Annotated in this window: 16 protein-coding genes; 11 read left to right on the top strand and 5 right to left on the bottom strand. The window is 48.9% G+C overall.

Features of this window, described 5'->3' with window-relative positions:
* Positions 1–114 precede the first annotated feature (114 nt).
* Complete coding sequence (locus ACG2XO_RS09305) at positions 115–1,434, bottom strand: tyrosine-type recombinase/integrase (protein ID WP_410497703.1); 1,320 nt, start codon at positions 1,432–1,434, stop codon at positions 115–117.
* A gap of 293 nt (positions 1,435–1,727) precedes the next feature.
* A complete protein-coding gene (locus ACG2XO_RS09300; RefSeq protein WP_410497702.1) occupies positions 1,728–2,933 on the bottom strand; it encodes a hypothetical protein in 1,206 nt (401 codons plus the stop codon).
* A 207-nt stretch (positions 2,934–3,140) separates the two neighbouring features.
* Here ACG2XO_RS09300 and ACG2XO_RS09295 point away from each other — a divergent pair, with 207 nt between their 5' ends.
* The 6 genes from ACG2XO_RS09295 to ACG2XO_RS09270 are packed head-to-tail and all read left to right on the top strand — an operon-like array spanning position 3,141 to position 10,121.
* On the top strand, positions 3,141–5,540 hold the full coding sequence (locus tag ACG2XO_RS09295) for a type I restriction-modification system subunit M (protein WP_410497701.1): 2,400 nt from the start codon (positions 3,141–3,143) through the stop codon (positions 5,538–5,540).
* The gene (locus ACG2XO_RS09290; RefSeq protein WP_410497700.1) at positions 5,531–6,796 is read left to right on the top strand and encodes a restriction endonuclease subunit S; all 1,266 of its coding nucleotides are present in this window, start codon (positions 5,531–5,533) and stop codon (positions 6,794–6,796) included. The genes ACG2XO_RS09295 and ACG2XO_RS09290 overlap by 10 nt, the downstream gene beginning before the upstream one ends.
* Positions 6,797–6,810: 14 nt before the next feature.
* Positions 6,811–8,130, top strand: coding sequence for a hypothetical protein (locus ACG2XO_RS09285; protein WP_410497699.1), 1,320 nt, complete (start codon positions 6,811–6,813; stop codon positions 8,128–8,130).
* Positions 8,131–8,140: 10 nt separating this feature from the next.
* On the top strand, positions 8,141–9,064 hold the full coding sequence (locus tag ACG2XO_RS09280; protein WP_410497698.1) for an endonuclease NucS domain-containing protein: 924 nt from the start codon (positions 8,141–8,143) through the stop codon (positions 9,062–9,064).
* Positions 9,065–9,108: 44 nt separating this feature from the next.
* A complete protein-coding gene (locus tag ACG2XO_RS09275) occupies positions 9,109–9,354 on the top strand; it encodes a hypothetical protein (RefSeq protein WP_410497697.1) in 246 nt (81 codons plus the stop codon).
* Complete coding sequence (locus ACG2XO_RS09270) at positions 9,351–10,121, top strand: zeta toxin family protein (protein ID WP_410497696.1); 771 nt, start codon at positions 9,351–9,353, stop codon at positions 10,119–10,121. The genes ACG2XO_RS09275 and ACG2XO_RS09270 overlap by 4 nt, the downstream gene beginning before the upstream one ends.
* 15 nt (positions 10,122–10,136) lie before the next feature.
* On the opposite strand, the gene ACG2XO_RS09265 is transcribed toward ACG2XO_RS09270, so the two are convergent.
* A complete protein-coding gene (locus ACG2XO_RS09265; RefSeq protein WP_410497695.1) occupies positions 10,137–10,298 on the bottom strand; it encodes a hypothetical protein in 162 nt (53 codons plus the stop codon).
* 72 nt (positions 10,299–10,370) lie between these two features.
* On the opposite strand from ACG2XO_RS09265, the gene ACG2XO_RS09260 reads away from it, so the two are divergent.
* Both ACG2XO_RS09260 and ACG2XO_RS09255 read left to right on the top strand, forming a co-directional pair.
* Positions 10,371–13,517 carry a type I restriction endonuclease subunit R gene (locus tag ACG2XO_RS09260; protein ID WP_410497694.1) on the top strand — a complete coding sequence of 1,049 codons (3,147 nt, stop codon included), beginning with the start codon at positions 10,371–10,373 and terminating at the stop codon, positions 13,515–13,517.
* The gene (locus ACG2XO_RS09255; protein ID WP_410497693.1) at positions 13,507–14,229 is read left to right on the top strand and encodes a M48 family metallopeptidase; all 723 of its coding nucleotides are present in this window, start codon (positions 13,507–13,509) and stop codon (positions 14,227–14,229) included. The genes ACG2XO_RS09260 and ACG2XO_RS09255 overlap by 11 nt, the downstream gene beginning before the upstream one ends.
* A 31-nt stretch (positions 14,230–14,260) precedes the next feature.
* Here the strand turns inward: ACG2XO_RS09255 and ACG2XO_RS09250 are convergent, their stop codons facing one another.
* On the bottom strand, positions 14,261–14,500 hold the full coding sequence (locus ACG2XO_RS09250; RefSeq protein WP_410497692.1) for a helix-turn-helix transcriptional regulator: 240 nt from the start codon (positions 14,498–14,500) through the stop codon (positions 14,261–14,263).
* A 224-nt stretch (positions 14,501–14,724) separates the two neighbouring features.
* On the bottom strand, positions 14,725–15,885 hold the full coding sequence (locus ACG2XO_RS09245; protein ID WP_410497691.1) for an inovirus-type Gp2 protein: 1,161 nt from the start codon (positions 15,883–15,885) through the stop codon (positions 14,725–14,727).
* A gap of 422 nt (positions 15,886–16,307) precedes the next feature.
* Between ACG2XO_RS09245 and ACG2XO_RS09240 the strand changes: the two genes are divergently transcribed.
* The 3 genes from ACG2XO_RS09240 to ACG2XO_RS09230 all read left to right on the top strand — a co-directional run bounded on the left by ACG2XO_RS09240 (position 16,308) and on the right by ACG2XO_RS09230 (position 19,304).
* Complete coding sequence (locus tag ACG2XO_RS09240; protein ID WP_410497690.1) at positions 16,308–17,264, top strand: DUF932 domain-containing protein; 957 nt, start codon at positions 16,308–16,310, stop codon at positions 17,262–17,264.
* A gap of 83 nt (positions 17,265–17,347) precedes the next feature.
* Positions 17,348–18,352, top strand: a complete 1,005-nt coding sequence (locus tag ACG2XO_RS09235) for a YqaJ viral recombinase family protein (protein ID WP_410497689.1) — start codon at positions 17,348–17,350, stop codon at positions 18,350–18,352.
* Positions 18,345–19,304, top strand: a complete 960-nt coding sequence (locus tag ACG2XO_RS09230) for a hypothetical protein (RefSeq protein ID WP_410497688.1) — start codon at positions 18,345–18,347, stop codon at positions 19,302–19,304. The genes ACG2XO_RS09235 and ACG2XO_RS09230 overlap by 8 nt, the downstream gene beginning before the upstream one ends.
* Positions 19,305–19,468: the final 164 nt, after the last annotated feature.

Genomic DNA, 19,468 nt, shown 5'->3' with positions numbered 1-19,468 from the left:
AGGTATGGCCAGGAGAACAATCCACAAACCAGCGCCTCAGCATATACCCCGCCTTTACTGCGCGCACTCTAAACCTAAACACAGCATCTTGAATGCCAAATCAGCGCATCAACTTCAACACAGAGTTTTAAACTCACTAGGCTCCTTATACTGCCCCAGCATCAACACATCCAAATAATCCGCCCACCATTGCAACATGCGCTGGCGTTCTGCCAAGTACTGGGCATTACGATTGTAGATGCTGCGAATACGGTCGCCACCCTCATGACCGATATGCCGTTCGATAGCATCAGGGGTAAATTGCAACGATTCATTCAACCCCGATACCATCATGGTTCGAAAACCATGCAGGCAAACATCTTTACTCGTGTCATAGCCCATTTTCTGCAAAGCAACATTCACAGTGTTTTCACTAATTGGAGCCCCCGATTTTCGCCCTTGAAATACAAAAATCGAACGGCCATTTTGTGCGTACAAATGCTCGACGACACTCACTACCTGAGTAGATAAATAAATCACCCTTTCACGATTCATTTTCTCACCACGTTCGCTGTTCAGAACACCTTCTATAGCTTCACGCTTTTCTGGGATAGTCCAAGTGCCAGCTGACAAATCAAACTCGTCCCAACGCGCAAAGCGAAACTCAGATGAACGCGCACCAGTCAACAAGGCAAAACGTACTGCGTTCTGTACTACGAGAAGGCCTTCATAATTTTTCAGCTTTTGTAAAAAACTGGGTAAATCTGTTAGCGGTAATGCAGGGCGATGCACCGTTTTTCGTGTTGCTATCGCGCCTTGCAAATCAAGAGCGGGGTTTGTATCAATACGACCCGTTTGCACGGCATAACGCATGATGGCTGTAATATATTGGCGATAGCTTTTAGCCAAATTGAATGCTTCGCGTTTAATCACCAATCGCAAAGGATGCAGCAAATCTTTGGTCTTTAGATCGCTAACTTCACGTTTGCCAAGTGTGGGGAACAAATCCGCCTTCAGGCGCTTCATCACCCGTTCAGCATGGCTTGGAATCCACGAGCCACTTGCCAGCTCTTTTGCATGCCATTCAAGTGCAACTGCTTCAAAGGTATTTTCAGCAGCCTGCTCTTTAGCAATGCGCTCATTGATTCGTGCTTGGCAAGGATCAATCCCCTTGGCCAAAAGATCTTTAGCATCTCTTGCCCGTGCTCTGGCATCAGCGAGGTCAATTTTACTCTGACTACAAACGCCAAGCGCCAACAATTTCTGCTTACCTGCATATCGGTATGGTAAACGCCAATACATCGCATCTTCTTTAACCCAGAGCTGGAGACCAAAACCGCACGCAATTTTACGTGGAGGCTTAACACTCCCCTCTTCAATCGCGCACCGTTCTTCGGCAATCAGGCTTTTTAATTTGAGTAAAGTGAGTCCATCAGCCTTAGACTTTCCAGCCATAGCGCCCCCATGAAATTTGCATTGTTGGTATCAATGTTGGTATATGGGTTTGAGTATGGCAATATTTATTGACGTAACAAGACTTAGCGATGGATAATCGAGTCTCGTGTTGGCACCACCACCCTTTCCAAGGGTGTCCAGAGAAGTACAATAAGCCCCGTAAAACTTAGGTTTGCGGGGTTTTTTGTGTCCAACGCAATCCCACAGTTTACCACCCTGCCCAACATCATTGTTGGTCTTTTTGTTGGTTCTTTTTTGAACCAACAATGCTAAAAATTGAATTCCGCGATCAGCTAGCCTGCCTGCTTATGCTTCTTACTTGCTCGCGGAACTTTCTTCACCACCTTTGGCAACTGCCCTTTAAAAATACTTCGGTTCCCTGACTTGTTGTATTTCAGGATTTGCTCTTCAACCATATAAGCGCCAACCACTGGCCGTGACTTCCGTCGCACAGCAACGACTTTCCTCCCATCAACATAACGCATCAGTAGATCTTGTAGCGAAACATAGTCACAAATTTTATTTATTGTAACCATAAAGCTCGGGTCTGCCGCATGCAGCAAATCAAATACAGAAGACTCACACCCGCGATAGGACTGAACATACCCACCAGAAAAAGGGTACGTATTAAGGTTATTGCTAACGTGCCAATTCCAAGCAGCCCCGACCTGATGAACATGCTGCTCGGCACACTCTTTGAGAGAAGGTGGAACTAACAAAATTAAATGAAAATGTAGTCCTAATTTATCAAACTCTAACTTGCACACATACCCATAAACATCAAAGAGCGCCTTTTTTTTGCTTTTCAATTCTTTTACCATAAAAGCCTGAAAGCACTTTATTGCTACAGGCACATCAACCATCCTTACCTTCCCTGAATTAACACCATCAATAAGATACAAATTAACTCTCAACACCAACATATCACCGTATATTCGATTCAACCCTAGCAAATACTCCCTCACACTTTCATTATTTTTAGTAACAGACCTGTCTATTGACCTTATTTCACCCACATCCAGTTTATCTTTAGAAAACGCCTTTTCAAATAAGTCAGGCAACTCGCATTTATTAACCTCCTCTCTATTTGCTAAACCAAAATCGTAGAGTACCTGCATAAGAAATTCAGCACCATTTTCACTGCAGTATTCGACAAGGGGATGAACTTTAATATTTTCAAAATCAGGCAAAACAAAAATAGACGAATAATTTTTAAGACGCATTGCAAAGTACAACACACGCTCGGTAGATGTTAACTCTGACAATTTAGTTTTTTTTGCCGCCAAACCACACGCTCGCTCCAGATCACCAATATTAAATTTAAAATCCGCCTTAAATGAATAAAACCCTCTCATAGCCGAATAAATAACAGCCAAGCGACCGTAAAAATCACCACCCTTGCTAATTAATATTTTTTGCTCACCATCACGCGAAAGCAAATTAATAAAATAAGCAGCATCTTTGATTGCTGCAATATAATGAAGTGAAGCCAAATTCACAGCTATCCCCAAATAATGACGCTCTAGCTGCAGTATTAGTTACTCATGATTCTTTCGCCACAGAATCATGCGGTCTTCAGTACTTTCTTGGGCAAAAAAAATAGAAAGTCCCCCGTCAGCACGGTATGATCTATACCATCTCATTTTCGGCCAAACGCGGCTCTTTCCTTGCGTTTGAAGCCTTCGCATTACCTTACCGAGCACCTCATGGCTATCAAGAAATCTGAACTTTACTCATCCCTCTGGAAAAGCTGTGACGAGCTGCGTGGGGGGATGGATGCCAGCCAGTACAAAGACTACGTACTGGTGCTGTTATTCGTGAAGTATGTCTCGGATAAATACGCCGGTCAGCGTGATTCGCTGATCGAAGTACCTGCAGGCGGTAGCTTTGCCGACATGGTGGCGCTCAAGGGCGATAAAGAAATTGGCGACAAGATCAACATCATTATCGCCAAGCTGGCCGAAGCCAACGATCTGAAAGGCGTGATCGATGTAGCCGACTTTAATGATCCAAATAAGTTGGGCGATGGCGATGGCATGGTTAAAAGGCTTTCCAACCTAATCAGCATTTTCGACAACCCCAATCTCAACTTTGCACGTAATCGCGCCGATGGCGACGATATTCTGGGCGATGCCTACGAATACCTGATGCGCCATTTCGCCACGGATTCAGGCAAATCCAAAGGCCAGTTTTATACGCCTGCCGAAGTCTCACGCGTGATGGCCAAAGTACTCAATCTGCACGAAGCCAAATCAGGCGATCAAACCATTTACGACCCGACCTGCGGCTCCGGCTCGCTGCTACTCAAAGCGCACGACGAAGCCAAGCACGCCACCTCGCTCGATCTAACGATCTACGGGCAGGAAATGGACAACGCCACCAGCGCCTTGGCCAAAATGAACATGATCTTGCACGATTGCCCTACGGCTGAAATTTGGCAACACAATAATGGGACGCTTGCGAATCCATACTTTAAAGAAGCGGATGGCAGCCTCAAGCGTCATGATTTCATTGTCGCCAATCCTCCGTTTTCTACGAAATCTTGGACCAGTGGTTTCGACCCTGCTAACGACCTTTACGATCGCTTTAAATACGGAATTCCACCCGAGAAAAACGGCGATTACGCCTTCTTGCTGCACATGCTCACCTCGCTCAAGTCCACCGGCAAAGCCGCAGTGATTTTGCCGCACGGTGTACTGTTCCGTGGCGGCGCTGAAGGCCGTATTCGGCAAGAGATCGTGAGCCGTGGCTATATCAAAGCCATCATCGGCCTGCCTGCCAATTTGTTCTACGGCACCGGCATTCCGGCCTGCATTATCGTGCTGGATAAAGAGCACGCGGCTGCGCGCAAAGGCATCTTTATGATCGATGCCAGCAAAGGTTTTATCAAAGACGGCAACAAAAACCGTCTGCGTGAGCAAGACATCCACAAAATCGTCGATACCTTCACTCAGCAACACGAAACACCCAAATACAGCCGCCTCGTGCCGCAGGCTGAAATCGCGGGTAATGATTACAACCTGAATCTGCCGCGCTACATCGACACCAGTGATGCAGAAGATCTGCAAGACCTCGCCGCCCACCTGCGCGGTGGTATACCAAATCGTGACATTGATGCGCTGCAAGCTTATTGGCAGGTATTGCCCGCTATGCGTTCACAGCTCTTTGCTGCAAGCCAATACCCCGGCTATAGCAACCTCACCGTAGCCACAAGCGACATCAAAACCACCATTTTCAATCACCCCGAATTCATCGCCTTTAATGCCAACGCCAAAGCGCATTTCAGCGCTTGGCAAGCACGCGTGCTACCGCAGCTCAAAGGCATCAACCCCTACACCAAGCCCAAACAGCTAATCCACACCATCGCCGAAGATCTACTGGCCAGCCATGCCGACCTCGCGCTGATTGATAACTACGATCTCTATCAGCACCTGCTCGACTACTGGGCCACCACGCTGCAAGACGACGTACAGATGGTAATTAGCGACGGCGGCTGGCTGGGTTGGAGCAACGACCAAGCCAATACCGATCTACTACCCAAAGACCTCATCATCGCCCACTACTTTGCTGCCGAGGCAGCGCAACTGGCCGAACTGGAAAGCCAGCGCGATGACATCACCCGCCAGATGGAAGAAATGGAAGAAGAGCACGGCGGCGAAGATGGCCTGCTGTGCGAGGCCAAAACCGAAAAAGGCAAACTCAGCACCAAAAGCGTCAAGGATCGCGTGAAGGCCATCACCAAAGACAGCTGCGCAACCGAAGAGCTTGCCCAGCTTAAAGCATGGCTGGCGCTTTCCGAGTTAGAAGCCGCTGCCAGCAAAAAGCTCAAAGACGCGCAAAAAGCGCTCGACACCAAGGTCGTGCAGCAATACCGCCAGATCAGCCAAGTGGAAGTCTGCGATCTGGTTGTCGAACACAAATGGCTGGCCGCGCTAGAGGCCAGCGTACAAGGCGAGCTCGACCGCGTGAGCCAAACCCTAACCCGCCGTATCAAAGAACTGGCCGAACGCTACGCCACACCGCTGCCGCAACTGGAAGCCGAAGTAGAAACGCTCAGTGCCAAAGTGGCCGAACACCTTAAAAAAATGGGGTTGGCATGGAACTGAGCAAAGCCGTCCCGCAGGGGTATAAGCTAACGGATGCAGGAGTGATTCCGAAGGATTGGGCATTAATTCCTCTGCGTAACCTAGCATCAGAAATCAGTGATGGCATACATTCAACGCCGTCATACGTACATCAATCAGACTATCATTTTGTAAATGGTAACAATTTGGTTAATGGCAAAATTCACATTACAGAAAAAACAAATTGCGTTAGCGAAGTTGAATACCACCAACTCAAAAAGCCATTAACCCCACAAAGCATTCTGCTATCCATCAACGGAACAATTGGAAACATTGCATTTTTCAATAATGAAACGGTTGTTTTGGGCAAAAGCGCGGCATATATAAATTTAAAGAAAGATGTCTCAAAAGAGTTTATTTCTTTCACTTTGGCCAGTCAGCGAGTTTCTCAATACTTTGAAAATGAATTAACGGGCACTACGATACGCAACTTGTCATTGGAGTCTTTGAAAAATACACCAATAGCAATTCCATTAGAAGTTGATGAACAAAAAGCTATCGCCGCCGCCCTCTCTGACGTCGATGCCTTGCTCGCACAGCTCGACGCGCTGATTACTAAAAAACGCGACCTCAAACAAGCCGCCATGCAACAACTCCTAACCGCCCAAACCCGCCTACCTGGGTTTAGTGGGGAGTGGCCATTAGAAAAGATAGATAGCTTTACTTCATTTATAACAAAAGGATCGACACCAACTACATATGGATTTGAATGGCAAAATAGTGGAGTTTTATTTTTAAGAAGTGAGTGCGTTTCAGAGAACGGGCTTGATTTGACGCAATCAAAGTATATTTCAAACGATGCACATCAAACCCTAATTAGGGGAGAAGTACGTGCAGGAGATATTTTGATGACGATTACTGGTAATGTTGGGCGAGTAGTCTTACTTAGTTCAAAATTTGAAGTCGCCAACATCAACCAGCATGTTGCTCGAATTCGCATAAATAAACCAACAGTTTCACCAGCGTATTTGTATCACTGGCTTTCACAACCTCGCATCAGAAAAGACTTCAATACCATTACGACAGGACAAGCTTATCCACAAATTAGCTTGAAACAGGTTAGAGATGCACTAGTTCCACTCCCATCAATATCGGAACAAATCACCATCGCCAGAATTCTCTCTGATATGGACGCAGAAATCACCGCCCTCGAAGCCCGCCGCGACAAAACCCGCGCCCTCAAGCAAGGCATGATGCAAGAATTACTTACTGGAAAAACTCGACTAATTCAAAACTAAGGGAGAATGTAACGATGGAACTGGTAAAAAAAGAAGAGCCAACACTGCCCTCACTGCCGACAACAATGCTTCCGGCTCTGACTGTATTAACAGAATCTCTTGGCATCCCGAGAGAAATGCTCGCTAGCGATGAAGAAATTCAATACGCGTGGCGGGATCTACCCCGTGAACTGCGTGAAATTCCAGTGCCATTAAGGGGTGAGTTAGTCGCCAGAATGTGCGTTGCGGTCAGCACCGGATTGTTTGATGGTGCGATGAATTACATTTGGAACGCTTCGATACTGCAACTTCGCACAAAGATTAGAAACTTCGGACTTCCTGTTGTAGCACAAATTCAGCAAAGCGATTTTGAAGAAAAACACTTGGTTGAACTTCAAGACAGTAAGCTGCTAGAGCTTTGCCTTAAGCTAAATTTAGTTAATGAAGACGGCTTCTTCTTTCTTGATCAATGTCGCGACATTCGAAATAACTTTTCAGCTGCACACCCGACACTGGGAACTGTAAATGATCGTGAATTTACAACCTTCTTAAATCGATGTGTTCGCTACGCATTAGCTGAGTCTTCTTCTCCCAAGGGTGTTGAAATTCAAGCCTTTATCGCTGCTGTAAAAGGTGCTCGCTTTAATGGGACGCAATGCAGCACATGGATCCAACGTCTTCAAGAGACTCACGACGCTCAAAGACAGATCTTGATAACAATGGTACATGGTATTTATTGCGACCCGAATACGTCAGAGCCAGCACGGCTTAACTCGTTAGACCTGTGCACTGGGTTAAAGTTAAGCTTCACATCGTCTCTGAGATCAGATCTGATTAATAAGCACTCTGAATATGCCGCGAAAGGCGATGAACCTCGCCATACAGCATCTTTACAGTTCTTTGAAAAGCTTGGTTTGCTCATACTTCTCAATGAAACTGAGCGGCACAGTATTTTTTATCGCGCAGTAGATCGGCTTTGGAACGTACACAATGGCATGAATAACTTTTACAACGAGCCTGCATTTGCGGAAAGGCTGTTAGAGCTATCTCAACAAGGGGCTATTCCAGAAACAGTTTTAGATAATTATGTTGCAACTATTTGCTGCTGCTATATCGGTGCTGGACATGGCGTTTCGTGGGCAGCGATTCCAGCGTATAGCCAAATGATCAAAGGTTTTTCGCCAAAAGAAATTGCCGCAATGATCAATCTCGCGACCTCAAAAGAAAACTCTTTAGGCCGCCGTGTTGCAAATTCTTCAAATTGCAGATCTCGGTTTAAAGATGCACTTTCGCTGCTAGATCCAGCGAGCATTCCAAATGTTGTCAAAGCCGAATATGAGAAACTAATTAAGTAACTCTGCACTCATGAAAAACTACTATCGCGTCATGCTAGGCCGCAACTCGATGTACGCTGCCGAATGTTTTGCGGGCAACTTCATCGGGGCGCACTTTAGCGTTCACCAAGATTTGCAGCCGCTTTTGAGTGAGGATAGTCGCGCCTTTAATCATTTTTTGGCCCCGCAATGGCTGGCACAAAACCCAAGCAAAAGCAAAGTAGCAGCGGGTTTGGCCTGCGGCGTGCTGTGGACGATATCGAAAGGCATTCAAAACGGCGACATCGTGCTCTGCCCCGATGGGCAGGGCACGTATCGCGTCGGTGAAGTGTTGGCCGATTATCAATATCTGACGGGCGAAATCCTGCCGCATCGCCGCGCCGTGCGCTGGTTCGCCGCCATTGCGCGCAGCGACATGAGCGAAGCGCTGCGCAACTCTTGCGGCTCGATTGGTACGGTGAGCACGATCAGCAAATACGCCAGCGAGATCGATAGCCTGCTCGGCCAGCAGGCCGCGCCCAAAATACTCAGCACAGATCCCGAAATCGAAGACCCGACGTCGTTTGCGCTGGAAAAACATCTGGAAGACTTCCTCGTTGCCAACTGGGCGCAAACCGAGCTGGGCAAGGGTTACGATATTTTCACCGAAGATGGCGAACCCATCGGCCAGCAATACCCAAGTGACACCGGGCCGATGGATATCTTGGCGATCAGCAAAGATAAAAAGCAGCTATTAGTCGTCGAGCTAAAAAAAGGCCGCGCCAGTGACGCCGTCGTCGGCCAAGTGCTGCGCTATATGGGCTTTGTGATGAGCGAGCTCGCCGAAGAAAACCAAACCGTGCGCGGCGCGATCATCGCGCTAGAAGATGACCAACGCATCCGCAGAGCGTTGGCAGCAGTGGGGAATGTGGATTTTTATCGGTATCAGATTAGCTTTAAGTTATTGAAAAACTAAGGTGTACTATGCAAAGTACACATAAAGTTCATGCGGAGAACGACATGAAAAAAATAGAATTGAATGAAAAAGCAATGCAATCGCTGGAATTGCAGATCCCGCAATTAGCCAGTGCCGCAATTAGCCAGGCTTATGCCCGCGCACTGACAACCAGCGGCAAGGTGGTGGAAGCACGCAATGGCCGTTTGGTTGAAACGTATGCCGATGGCAGCGAGCGCTTCATTCGTAGTCTGGCCAAACCGATTCCGGTCGTGGCGGGTACGACACGCGTTCGCAAGGCCAAGCCATGAGCACCACACCACGGCTGCGCTTGTTTGCTGGCCCCAATGGCTCTGGTAAAAGTACGATCAAAGATGTCATCCCCAACGAATGGTTAGGGGTGTATATCAATCCAGACGAGATAGAAAAAGGGCTGCGCAGAGATACCCTAATTAACTTCTCAGATTTCGAAGTTAATACCACGGCAGACGAGTTGTTCGCCTTTCTGAAAAACTCGACTCTGCTTGCCAAATTTGACTTGCTGAGCACCGTGAACAAATTGTCGTTCAGTGACAATCAACTGCACTTTCACGATGTGGCGGTGAATTCCTATTTTGCCTCAGTGCTGTCAGACTTTATCCGGCATCAGCTGTTGGCTGCGGGGATCAGCTTTACCTTTGAAACAGTGATGTCGTCTCGGGATAAGGTCGATTTTTTGCAAAAAGCGCAGGCTGCTGGGTTTCGTACCTATCTGTATTTCATCGCAACCGCAGACCCAGACATCAATATTGCACGGGTACAGCACCGGGTTGAAACCGGAGGACACCCGGTGCCGGAAACCAAAATCCGCGAACGCTACACTCGTTCTCTCGCCTTATTGCCCGATGCAGTCACTTACGCCAATCGTGCGTATATTTTTGACAACTCAACCCATGAAAGAACTTTGGTTGCTGAAGTCACCGATGGGAACGAAATCAAGTTAACCGGCGATGAAATGCCCGTGTGGTTTAAAACAGCACTGTGGGATAACTTCATTGAGAGCTCGGAAGAAGATGCACCGCTCTACCCTGCCGAGTAAGGCGAGCGTATTCAACTAGCGCGCCAGCGTTAGATGACGAAACTTCTCACTCGGGTGATTGAGCCGGTATTCAAGTTCTTTGATGCTTTGCCCGGTTTCAATGGCAGTTGAGCTGGCTACGGCGCGAATCAAGGTTTGCCGAGTAATCGGCTTGCGCTGCGGTTCAGGTTTGATCATTTGCTTAACCCTTGTTGTTTCAATCGATTATACAAACTCAGCCCTCATTAGCGGGGTTTTCGGAAATCAATTATGAGCACCGTCGGCCAAATCGAACGCGCAACTCAAAACCGTATTGTTCAACTTTTCCAGTCTGAGCTGAACTACCACTATCTGGGTAATTGGGAAAAGCGGCATGAAGATAACGGCAGTAATCGCAACGTTGAGGCCGGCGTGCTCTCGGCATGGCTGGCCAAGCAAGGCGTTGATGATGTGTTGATCCGCCGCGCTTTGTACGAGTTTGATAAGGCCGTCAACAATACCCAGCTCTCGCTGTATGACCGCAATAAAGCGGTGTACGAGCTGCTGCGCTATGGCGTGAAGGTAAAGCCCGACATTGGCGAAAATACCGTCACTGTGTGGCTGATCGACTGGAAAGCGCCGCTGAACAATGATTTTGCGATTGCCGAAGAAGTGACCATCAAAGGTGCTGACGCTAAGGCGAGCACCAAGCGACCAGACATTGTGCTGTATATCAACGGCATTGCGCTGGGTGTGCTGGAGCTAAAACGCTCAACCGTGTCGGTTTCCGAAGGCATTCGCCAGAATCTGGATAACCAGAAAAAAGAATTCATCCAGCCCTTCTTTTCCACCATGCAGCTGGTGATGGCGGGCAACGATACGCAGGGCGTGCGCTACGGTACGATTGAAACCCGCGAGAAGTATTATCTGGAATGGAAAGAACCGAGCGAGGTAGCCAACCTGCTTGATCGGCATGTACTGCAAATCTGCGAGAAAAAACGCTTTCTGGAGCTGATCCACGATTTTGTTGTGTTTGATGCTGGCGTAAAAAAGCTCTGCCGCCAGAACCAGTATTTCGGTGTGCGCGAAGCACAGCAATATCTGAAACGCCGCGAAGGCGGCATTATCTGGCACACGCAAGGCTCGGGCAAAAGCCTGACGATGGTGTGGCTAACCAAATGGATACGCGAAAACATCAAAGACGCGCGCGTGCTGATTATCACCGACCGCACCGAGCTCGATGAGCAGATCGAAAAAGTATTCAAAGGCGTGAATGAAGACATCAGCCGCGCCAAAAGCGGCGCTGATCTGATCGCCCAACTGAACGACACCCGCCCGTGGCTGATGTGCTCGCTGATTCATAAATTCGGCGGCAAAGAGGATGGCGAAGACGTTGGCGACATCGCTGCCTACATCGAGGAAGTGAAAAAAAGCCTGCCTGCCGATTTTGCGCCCAAGGGCGATTTGTACGTGTTCGTCGATGAATGCCACCGTACGCAATCAGGCGAGCTGCATAAGGCGATGAAATCGATTCTGCCGAACTCGGTGTTTATCGGTTTCACCGGCACACCGCTGCTGAAATCAGATAAGCAAAAATCGATTGAAGTGTTTGGCAGCTATATCCATACCTACAAATTCAACGAAGCTGTGCGCGACGGTGTGGTGCTCGATCTGCGCTACGAAGCACGCGATATTGACCAGAGCGTGACATCGCAAGCCAAGATTGATCAGTGGTTTGCGGCCAAGACCAAAGGGCTAACCGATCTGGCCAAGGCGCAACTCAAAGCGCGCTGGGGTACTTTGCAAAAAGTGCTGTCTAGCCAATCGCGGCTGGAGAAAATCGTCAACGACATTTTATTCGACATGGAAACGCGCGACCGCCTAGCCAATGGGCGCGGCAATGCCATGCTGGTGACCAGCAGCATTTTTGAAGCCTGCAAATGTTACGAGCTGTTTTGCAAAGCTGGCATGGGCGAACAATGCGCGATTGTCACCAGCTACAAACCCTCGCCTGCCGACATCAAAGGCGAAAGCACCGGTGAAGGGCTGACCGAACGACTACGCCAGTATCAGATCTACAACCAGATGCTGGCTGGCAAAGACCCCGAACAGTTTGAAAAAGACGTTAAAAAGAAATTCATCGACGAGCCCGGCCAAATGCGGCTGCTGATCGTGGTGGATAAATTGCTCACCGGCTTTGATGCGCCATCGGCCACTTATCTGTATATCGACAAAAAGATGCGTGACCACGGTTTGTTCCAGGCCATCTGCCGCGTAAACCGGCTGGATGGTGAAGACAAGCAATACGGCTACATCATCGATTACCAAGATCTATTCAAACGACTGGAAGATTCCATCGGCGACTACACCAGTGGAGCGCTCGATGGGTATGACAAAGACGATGTGCAAGGCTTGCTGGAAGACCGTCTGAGTATGGCCGCAGCCGACTTGGAAGATGCACGCGAAGCGATCAAGGCGCTGTGCGAACCGGTAGAGCCACCGAAAGACAGCCCCGCATATCAGCGATTCTTCTGCGGTGATGGCTCTGCTGCCGATTTGAAAACCAATGAAGCCAAGCGTCTAGCGCTCTACAAGCTAACCGCAACACTGATTCGCACTTATGCCAATATTGCCAGCGAGCTGACTGAAGCAGGCTATAGCGCCAAAGAGATTGAGACCATCAAACAGGAAGTCGATCATTTCGAAAAAGTCCGCAGCGAGATCAAGATCCACAGTGCCGACTATATCGACCTAAAAACGTACGAGCCCGCGATGCGGCACTTGATCGACAGCTATATTCGCGCCGAAGAGAGCGAGAAAATTTCGGCCTTTGACGATATGTCGCTGATCCAGCTGATTGTTGAGCGTGGCACCGATGCGGTTGAAGCCCTGCCGAAAGCCATTCGTGGCAATGAAAACAGCATGGCCGAAACGATTGAAAATAACGTGCGTAAATTGATCATCGACGAAACACCGATCAATCCAAAGTACTACGAAACAATGTCTGCCCTACTCGACGCACTGATCGAACAACGCCGCAACGGCGCGATCAAGTATCAGGAATACCTGACCAAAGTGGTTGAGCTAACCCGTCAAGCCAAAAACCCGATGGGCATCAGTACTTACCCAGCTAGCCTGAACACTGCTGCGCAAAAAGCGCTGTATGACAATCTGGATAAAAATGAAGAGCTGGCGATCCGGCTGAACAAAGTTATTCTGGCCAGCAAGCAGGACGACTGGCGCAGTAGCAATATCAAGCAAAGAAAAATCCGCAACGCGATGCGCCTGACCTTGGAATCATTTGCGCTAGAAAGTGCAGGCACAGTGAATGAACCGTCACCGAACTATTTACCCCTGACTGATATGGCATCGGATGATGAAATGGATAAGATGCTCGACCGACTGATTGAGCTGATTAAGCATCAACATGAGTACTGAGCATCGCGTCATCGTCAGCGGTATTACCGTTGATATTTACCGTAAAGATATTAAAAACCTGCACTTGGGTGTTTACCCGCCCAATGGCAGAGTGCGGGTTGCTGCACCTTTAGCCGTTAGCGATGAAGCAATTCGGCTGGCCGTCATTGGAAAACTGGGTTGGATTAAACGCCAGCGCTTGAAATTCCAAAACCAGCCTCGGCAATCGGCTCGGCAGATGGTGTCGGGTGAAACCCATTATTTCATGGGCAAGGCCTACCGCCTCAAGGTTGAAGCCAGCAATCACAGCCAAATCAACCTGCGCGGCAGCCGCCACCTGATCCTGAACTGCAAAAACGATAAAACCAGCGAGCAGAAAGAACGCATTCTGCACGACTGGTATCGCGCGCAACTCAGAACGACGGTGGATGTATTACTGGATAAATGGCTGCCGGTACTGAATGTATCGCCCAGCTTTTGCGGTATTCGTAAAATGAAAACCCGCTGGGGAAGCTGCAATACAAAAACAGCGCGAATCTGGCTCAACCTGGAACTGGCAAAGAAATCACCACAGTGCATCGAGTACATCGTGGTACACGAACTCATTCACCTGCTTGAGCGGCATCACAATGAACGATTTATGGCTTTGATGGATCTGCACTTGGGCAACTGGCGGGTATTGCGTGATGAGTTAAATCAAGGAATGCTGGCGAGCGAAGAATGGCGATATTAATTTCATGGCTTGTAGAAATGCGGCCAAGCCCCTAATTCGAAAAATCACCGCGCTCCATTCGGGCGGCGGCAATCTGCTGCGCCATCCAGGACTCCACTTCATCTGATGCCCAAACCGTTGTCCCGACTCCGAGCTTTATCGGCCTAGGGAACGTTGGCTCGTATCGTTTAGATTTTGGATTGAGTCGGTCATATATGGATGACTTGCCCATTCCGATCATTTTGGCCAACTCCTTGATACGCAAAAAACGTACTGTTTTTTCGGTTGCCATGATTATTTTCCTCGCATAAAAAAAGGCCCCGTAATCGCGGAGCCTTGATCAAAATCTCGTTTGAAAAAGTTAGTTCTCTTTCTTTCAATAATTATGCATTCATTGAGCAAATCGCAGGAAAAACCCATAAATTTGCCCATCAGTGATGCGGCAATTCAAACGTGGACACGCTGTAACAATGAAATTAACGACCTCCTCAAATCATGAGGAAAGTTGATATTTTTTTATGATGCGGCGCTCGTATCTGAATACCCATCGTCGGGCCCAGAGCGTGGGCGGCCTCGGCGAACTGAGCCAGAATCATTGCTTGGAATCTTTCCCCGCCCGAAGGTATGAATACCCGTCACGCCATCAGGCAGGGCTTGCCGTAAATACTCGTCCATCTTGCACAGGTAAGTTACCGCCTTTAATAAATTGTCCCGCTTGTCCTCTTCGCTGTGGTGAATCATGCCAACCCCCAGCAGTTTGAACATTGAATACCGATCTTTATGCCGGTTGCAGTTCCAGTAAGTCCCCTGCCCTTGAGTCACTACTTTGCGCCAGTAGTTACCAATCGCGTCGCCTAATGACACATCCTGCTGACTTTTCGAGCCATCGAAAAACAAAATGCAGTGGTAATGCCAACCCTTCTTGATGCCGAACTCCAAGCGCCAGATATACCCAACTTGATGGTCAAACAGGGAGTTATTACGTTTATTTCTCAGGAACCGCTGGAGGCGTTCACGACAGCCAATCACATCAGCCCGTAATTCACTGTCAATGACAAAGCCCAAATCCAGTCGCACGACTAAAAGGCGAGCATAGCGACTAAACAGGTACTCAACATAAGCCTTGCAGCTTCGGTATTGTTGCGTTGACTCGGCATACCACACGTCACAACGTTTTTTAAACTCGGTACTCTCTGCATATGCACGCAAATCCTGCAGGGAAACATTGAACATCTCTGCGGCCAGTTTGCCATTAGGCATAAGCTCATCCGCTGAGTAATGACGCCAATCCAAATTACTGATGGTGGGCCAGATACGAGTCAGTAAATCCAGATAGGGGTTCAGGATTTTCGTAGCCAGGATTTGTTGGATTTCTTGATTCTGATAATTTTGTGCCAGCGACATATATGCCAATCCGGCTCGATAGGTTTGGCTGATCACTTTGCGGTTACGCTGAATGATCACGCCATAGCCGGGTTCATTGCTATTCACAATGTCCCGAACCTTTTGCTCAAGCGAGCTGATATAAAGCAATGCCTTGCCGTAACGATCAAAGACAAATGTGGGGTCTTTAAGAAAGTTATCCCGTTCCGGACTACATCCGTCCTCAATCATCGCGTTGTAAGCGATGCCTCGCGTGTTTGTCGTATCAAACAGTTCGTCAATATCAATACGCATGATGTCTTCCCTCATTGGTTGAAAAAGGAAGAACTCAGTCGAGTAAACGTTGATCAGCGATCATGCTGGCAGCAGATCGCCTTCTACATGCAGTAGATGTGTGATAGTTCATCTGAAAATGAATAAGAGATGATAAACAAAACCCGAAATACCGCGCGTAGCGAAAGCCTTGCTTGGCAAGCTCAGCGGAGAACTAAAACGCTTGCCAGACAGGAGGCTGACCGATCCTTGCGATGTACAAAGTTATTTTGGGAATTAAAAAATCTCAGACCTATATCACCACGATGAAATACATGCGTTCTCACCTTGACTGACTTCTTCAAATCATTCAGGGAAGTGAATATTTTTTTATCCCCCGTTTTAACGCCAAATCAATAAGCCCCAGCCTGACGCTGGGGCTTTTTTACGTCTGGAGAATTCAAATGTCCCATCTTGTCGAATCTATGGCTTTCGTCCGTGACACACCGTGGCACGGTTTAGGCAATCGTTTAACTGAGCAGCAACCGCTGGATGTTTGGCTGCGTGAGGCCGGTATGGAATGGTCAATTGATCAAAGCGATGTGCTGTTTAATGTTTCACCGGGTGCTGGCATGCACATTCGCCCACATACCGACGCCAAAGTGCTGTATCGCTCCGATACGTTGGCACCGTTATCGGTCGTGTCGAATCGTTATCAGGTGGTGCAGCCCACAGAAGTGCTGCACTTTTATAAAGATCTGGTCGAGGCCGGTGGTTTTGAATTGGAAACGGCAGGCGTGCTTAAAGGCGGCAAGAAGTTGTGGGCGTTAGCGCGCACTGGTCAGGAAGTCCTGTTGCGGGGCAATGATCGGGTCAAAGCCTATTTGTTGCTGGCAACCAGCTGCGACGGGTCGATGTGTACCACGGCACAATTTACTTCCATCCGGGTAGTCTGCAATAACACCCTGCAAATGGCAGTCGGTGATTCGAATGGCGCGGTCAAAGTACCTCATTCGACCAAATTTGATCCGCAAGCGGTGAAGGAAGCGCTCGGTTTGGGTCTGTCGGGCTGGGATCAATTCATTGCCAATATGAAGCAACTGTCGCAGCGCCCAATTACGGCGACCGAAGCTGCGCAGTATTTTGGCGATGTATTGGGTGAGCAAGTACTCGATATGGAAAACCCCGCCGTATCTCGCGCCATGCAGCAAGTTACCGCCCTTTATAGCGGAGCAGGCATGGGGTCTTTGTTAGCCAGTAGTCGTGGTACAGCTTGGGGTCTACTCAATGCCGTGACTGAATTTGTTGATCACCAACGCCGTGCACGCAATCAGGATTACCGCCTAGATTCGGCATGGTTTGGTCAAGGTGCGCAACTGAAAGGCAAGGCGCTGAATCAGGCGATTGCATTGCTGCAGTAATCGATTCAATTTCTCCGATTCATTTTGATCACTAAGCCCCGTCTGGTTCGCCAGCGGGGCTTTTTGCTTTTGGAGGTTTCATCATGCGTGAACGCTACGGCCAAGCCATTCGTTTGGCATCGACAGTTGGTTTAACTCGTGAGCAATGGTTAAAGTATCGTGAGCTGGGAATAGGTTCATCCGATGCCGCCAGTGCGATTGGTTTCTCGCAGTACAAAAGCCCATTAACCCTGTGGCTGGAAAAAACGCATCGCAAACAGCCCGATGACCTTTCTGAAAAACCCGCTGTGCTATGGGGAACAGTACTGGAGCCAGTATTGGCTTCGGTCTACGCCGAACGAACTGGCTATAAGGTGCGCAAAGTGAATGCCATTTTGCAGCACCCCGAGCATCGTTTCATGCTGGCCAATCTGGATCGGGAAGTAATAGGTCAGCCTGAAGGCACTGGCGTACTGGAAATCAAAACCGCCAGTTATCACATGGCGGCGCAATGGGAAGACGGTATTCCATTGGCTTATCAATGCCAGGTCTTGCATCAGCTTGCCGTCACCGGTTTTGCCTGGGCTGATGTAGCAGTATTGATCGGCGGACAGGACTTCAGAATTTATCGGATTGAGCGTGACGATGCCAAGATCGCGGATCTGATTCATTTGGAAACGCAGTTCTGGAAACACGTCACTGCGGATATTCAGCCTGACCCTGATGGTTCGGACGATGCCAGCGCGGCATTGCAGTGGTTATTCCCACGGGATGATGGGCAAACCATCGATTTGTCTGAATCAGCGGAATTCAATGCGCTGTTTAGCAACTTGATCGAGCTGCGTGAGCGCAAGGAAGAATTCGAAGCCAAGGAAGCGCTGATTCGCCAGCGACTACAAAACGCCCTCGGCACCGCCACTGCCGCGATCTTTGCTGCTGGCCGTATTAGCTGGAAAAAAGCCAAAGACCGGCTCGCGACCGACCTCGACAAACTCAGTGCCGAACACCCTGAAATCCTGCAGCAGTACAGCAAGTCGGTTGAGGGTGCGCGGCGTTTCTTGATTCAGCCCAAAAAGCTGAACCCTTCTGGAGCACACCATCATGATTAAAGGTCTGGCCATTACCCCGCCCGTGATTGGGCGGATTTCAATCGGGCATCTGGTGCAGAAGAAAGACAAATGGGTGCCGGAAAAAGATGACGCTTTTACGCTGACAACTCAGGTGCAGAACAAAGATGGCTGGTTGCTGCATCCATTGCATCAGCAATTGGCCGAAGTCAGTCCGAATAACAAAATCCGTACCATTCCGGTACGGCTATTATTCAACGATAGCGAGCTCAATCTGCGCGCCGAGTTCAGCGCGTTTGATCGGCAAACAGGGCGACCTCTGTGTGTCGGCAATGGCGAATGTGCGAAGCGGGTTTCGGGTGAAGGTATTGAGGACGTGCCCTGCCCTACGCCGGAGCGCTGCCAGTATGCGCAAGAAAAAGGCTGCAAACTGTATGGTCGTTTGAATGTGCAGGTTGAAGGCCAGAACGATGAGCTCGGTACATTTATGTTTCGCACCACCGGTTACAACTCGGTGCGAACGCTAGCTGCACGCTTGCAGTATTTTGAAGCGGTCAGCGGCGGCAATACGCGGCACTTGCCGTTGCTGCTCAAGCTACGCGCCAAAAGCACGACGCAATCGTATCGTGCGCCAGTGTTCTACGTCGATCTTACACTGCGTGATGATGACACTTTAGCGGAAGCCGTATGCTTTGCGCGTAGTGAAGCGCTGCGCTTTGAACAGGCAGGTGTAGAAATTGCCAAGCTGGAAGCGATGGCGAAGTCCTTGCTGCGCAATGGCCAGTTTGAAGACGAGGCTGATGAGATACCGCTGATGCTGGCTGAGTTTTACCCAGACTCAGAGGTGGCTAGTGCAATCCCAGAGGCCAGTTCAACGGCGGCACATACCTCTAAAACGCAGGTTCGCTCAGCACGGCTGACAAACCGTTTGGGGTCGAGATCCGAACTCGCGCCAACAGGAGGCGATCAGCATGAACAACAACTCAACCACTGATACGTTGCTGGCTTTTGCGATTGTGTTTGCCAGCGGCATGGTTTGCACGTATCTCGTGAAATGCTACTGCCGTAGCAAAAGGTCTCCGCCGTCACACCGACCTGCTAATCCAGCTTAATCGTTTTTGTACTCCCAGCATTCAGCCCCGGCGTTGTCCGGGGCTT

It is taken from the genome of Chitinibacter sp. S2-10, from assembly GCF_046530675.1.
Taxonomy (GTDB): Bacteria; Pseudomonadota; Gammaproteobacteria; order Burkholderiales; family Chitinibacteraceae; genus Chitinibacter.
Note: the sequence above shows the minus strand (reverse complement) of the source record. Positions and strands in the feature narration are given on the sequence as shown.

What these genes read in the sequence shown, in the direction of transcription:
- ACG2XO_RS09255 (WP_410497693.1), top strand. Translation starts at nt 13,507, where the DNA reads ATGAGTACTGAGCATCGCGTCATCGTCAGCGGTATTACCGTTGATATT.
- ACG2XO_RS09305 (WP_410497703.1), bottom strand. Translation starts at nt 1,434, where the DNA reads ATGGCTGGAAAGTCTAAGGCTGATGGACTCACTTTACTCAAATTAAAA.
- ACG2XO_RS09230 (WP_410497688.1), top strand. Translation starts at nt 18,345, where the DNA reads ATGATTAAAGGTCTGGCCATTACCCCGCCCGTGATTGGGCGGATTTCA.
- ACG2XO_RS09250 (WP_410497692.1), bottom strand. Translation starts at nt 14,500, where the DNA reads ATGGCAACCGAAAAAACAGTACGTTTTTTGCGTATCAAGGAGTTGGCC.
- ACG2XO_RS09240 (WP_410497690.1), top strand. Translation starts at nt 16,308, where the DNA reads ATGTCCCATCTTGTCGAATCTATGGCTTTCGTCCGTGACACACCGTGG.
- ACG2XO_RS09260 (WP_410497694.1), top strand. Translation starts at nt 10,371, where the DNA reads ATGAGCACCGTCGGCCAAATCGAACGCGCAACTCAAAACCGTATTGTT.
- ACG2XO_RS09280 (WP_410497698.1), top strand. Translation starts at nt 8,141, where the DNA reads ATGAAAAACTACTATCGCGTCATGCTAGGCCGCAACTCGATGTACGCT.
- ACG2XO_RS09245 (WP_410497691.1), bottom strand. Translation starts at nt 15,885, where the DNA reads ATGCGTATTGATATTGACGAACTGTTTGATACGACAAACACGCGAGGC.
- ACG2XO_RS09295 (WP_410497701.1), top strand. Translation starts at nt 3,141, where the DNA reads ATGGCTATCAAGAAATCTGAACTTTACTCATCCCTCTGGAAAAGCTGT.
- ACG2XO_RS09275 (WP_410497697.1), top strand. Translation starts at nt 9,109, where the DNA reads ATGAAAAAAATAGAATTGAATGAAAAAGCAATGCAATCGCTGGAATTG.
- ACG2XO_RS09290 (WP_410497700.1), top strand. Translation starts at nt 5,531, where the DNA reads ATGGAACTGAGCAAAGCCGTCCCGCAGGGGTATAAGCTAACGGATGCA.
- ACG2XO_RS09270 (WP_410497696.1), top strand. Translation starts at nt 9,351, where the DNA reads ATGAGCACCACACCACGGCTGCGCTTGTTTGCTGGCCCCAATGGCTCT.
- ACG2XO_RS09265 (WP_410497695.1), bottom strand. Translation starts at nt 10,298, where the DNA reads ATGATCAAACCTGAACCGCAGCGCAAGCCGATTACTCGGCAAACCTTG.
- ACG2XO_RS09235 (WP_410497689.1), top strand. Translation starts at nt 17,348, where the DNA reads ATGCGTGAACGCTACGGCCAAGCCATTCGTTTGGCATCGACAGTTGGT.
- ACG2XO_RS09285 (WP_410497699.1), top strand. Translation starts at nt 6,811, where the DNA reads ATGGAACTGGTAAAAAAAGAAGAGCCAACACTGCCCTCACTGCCGACA.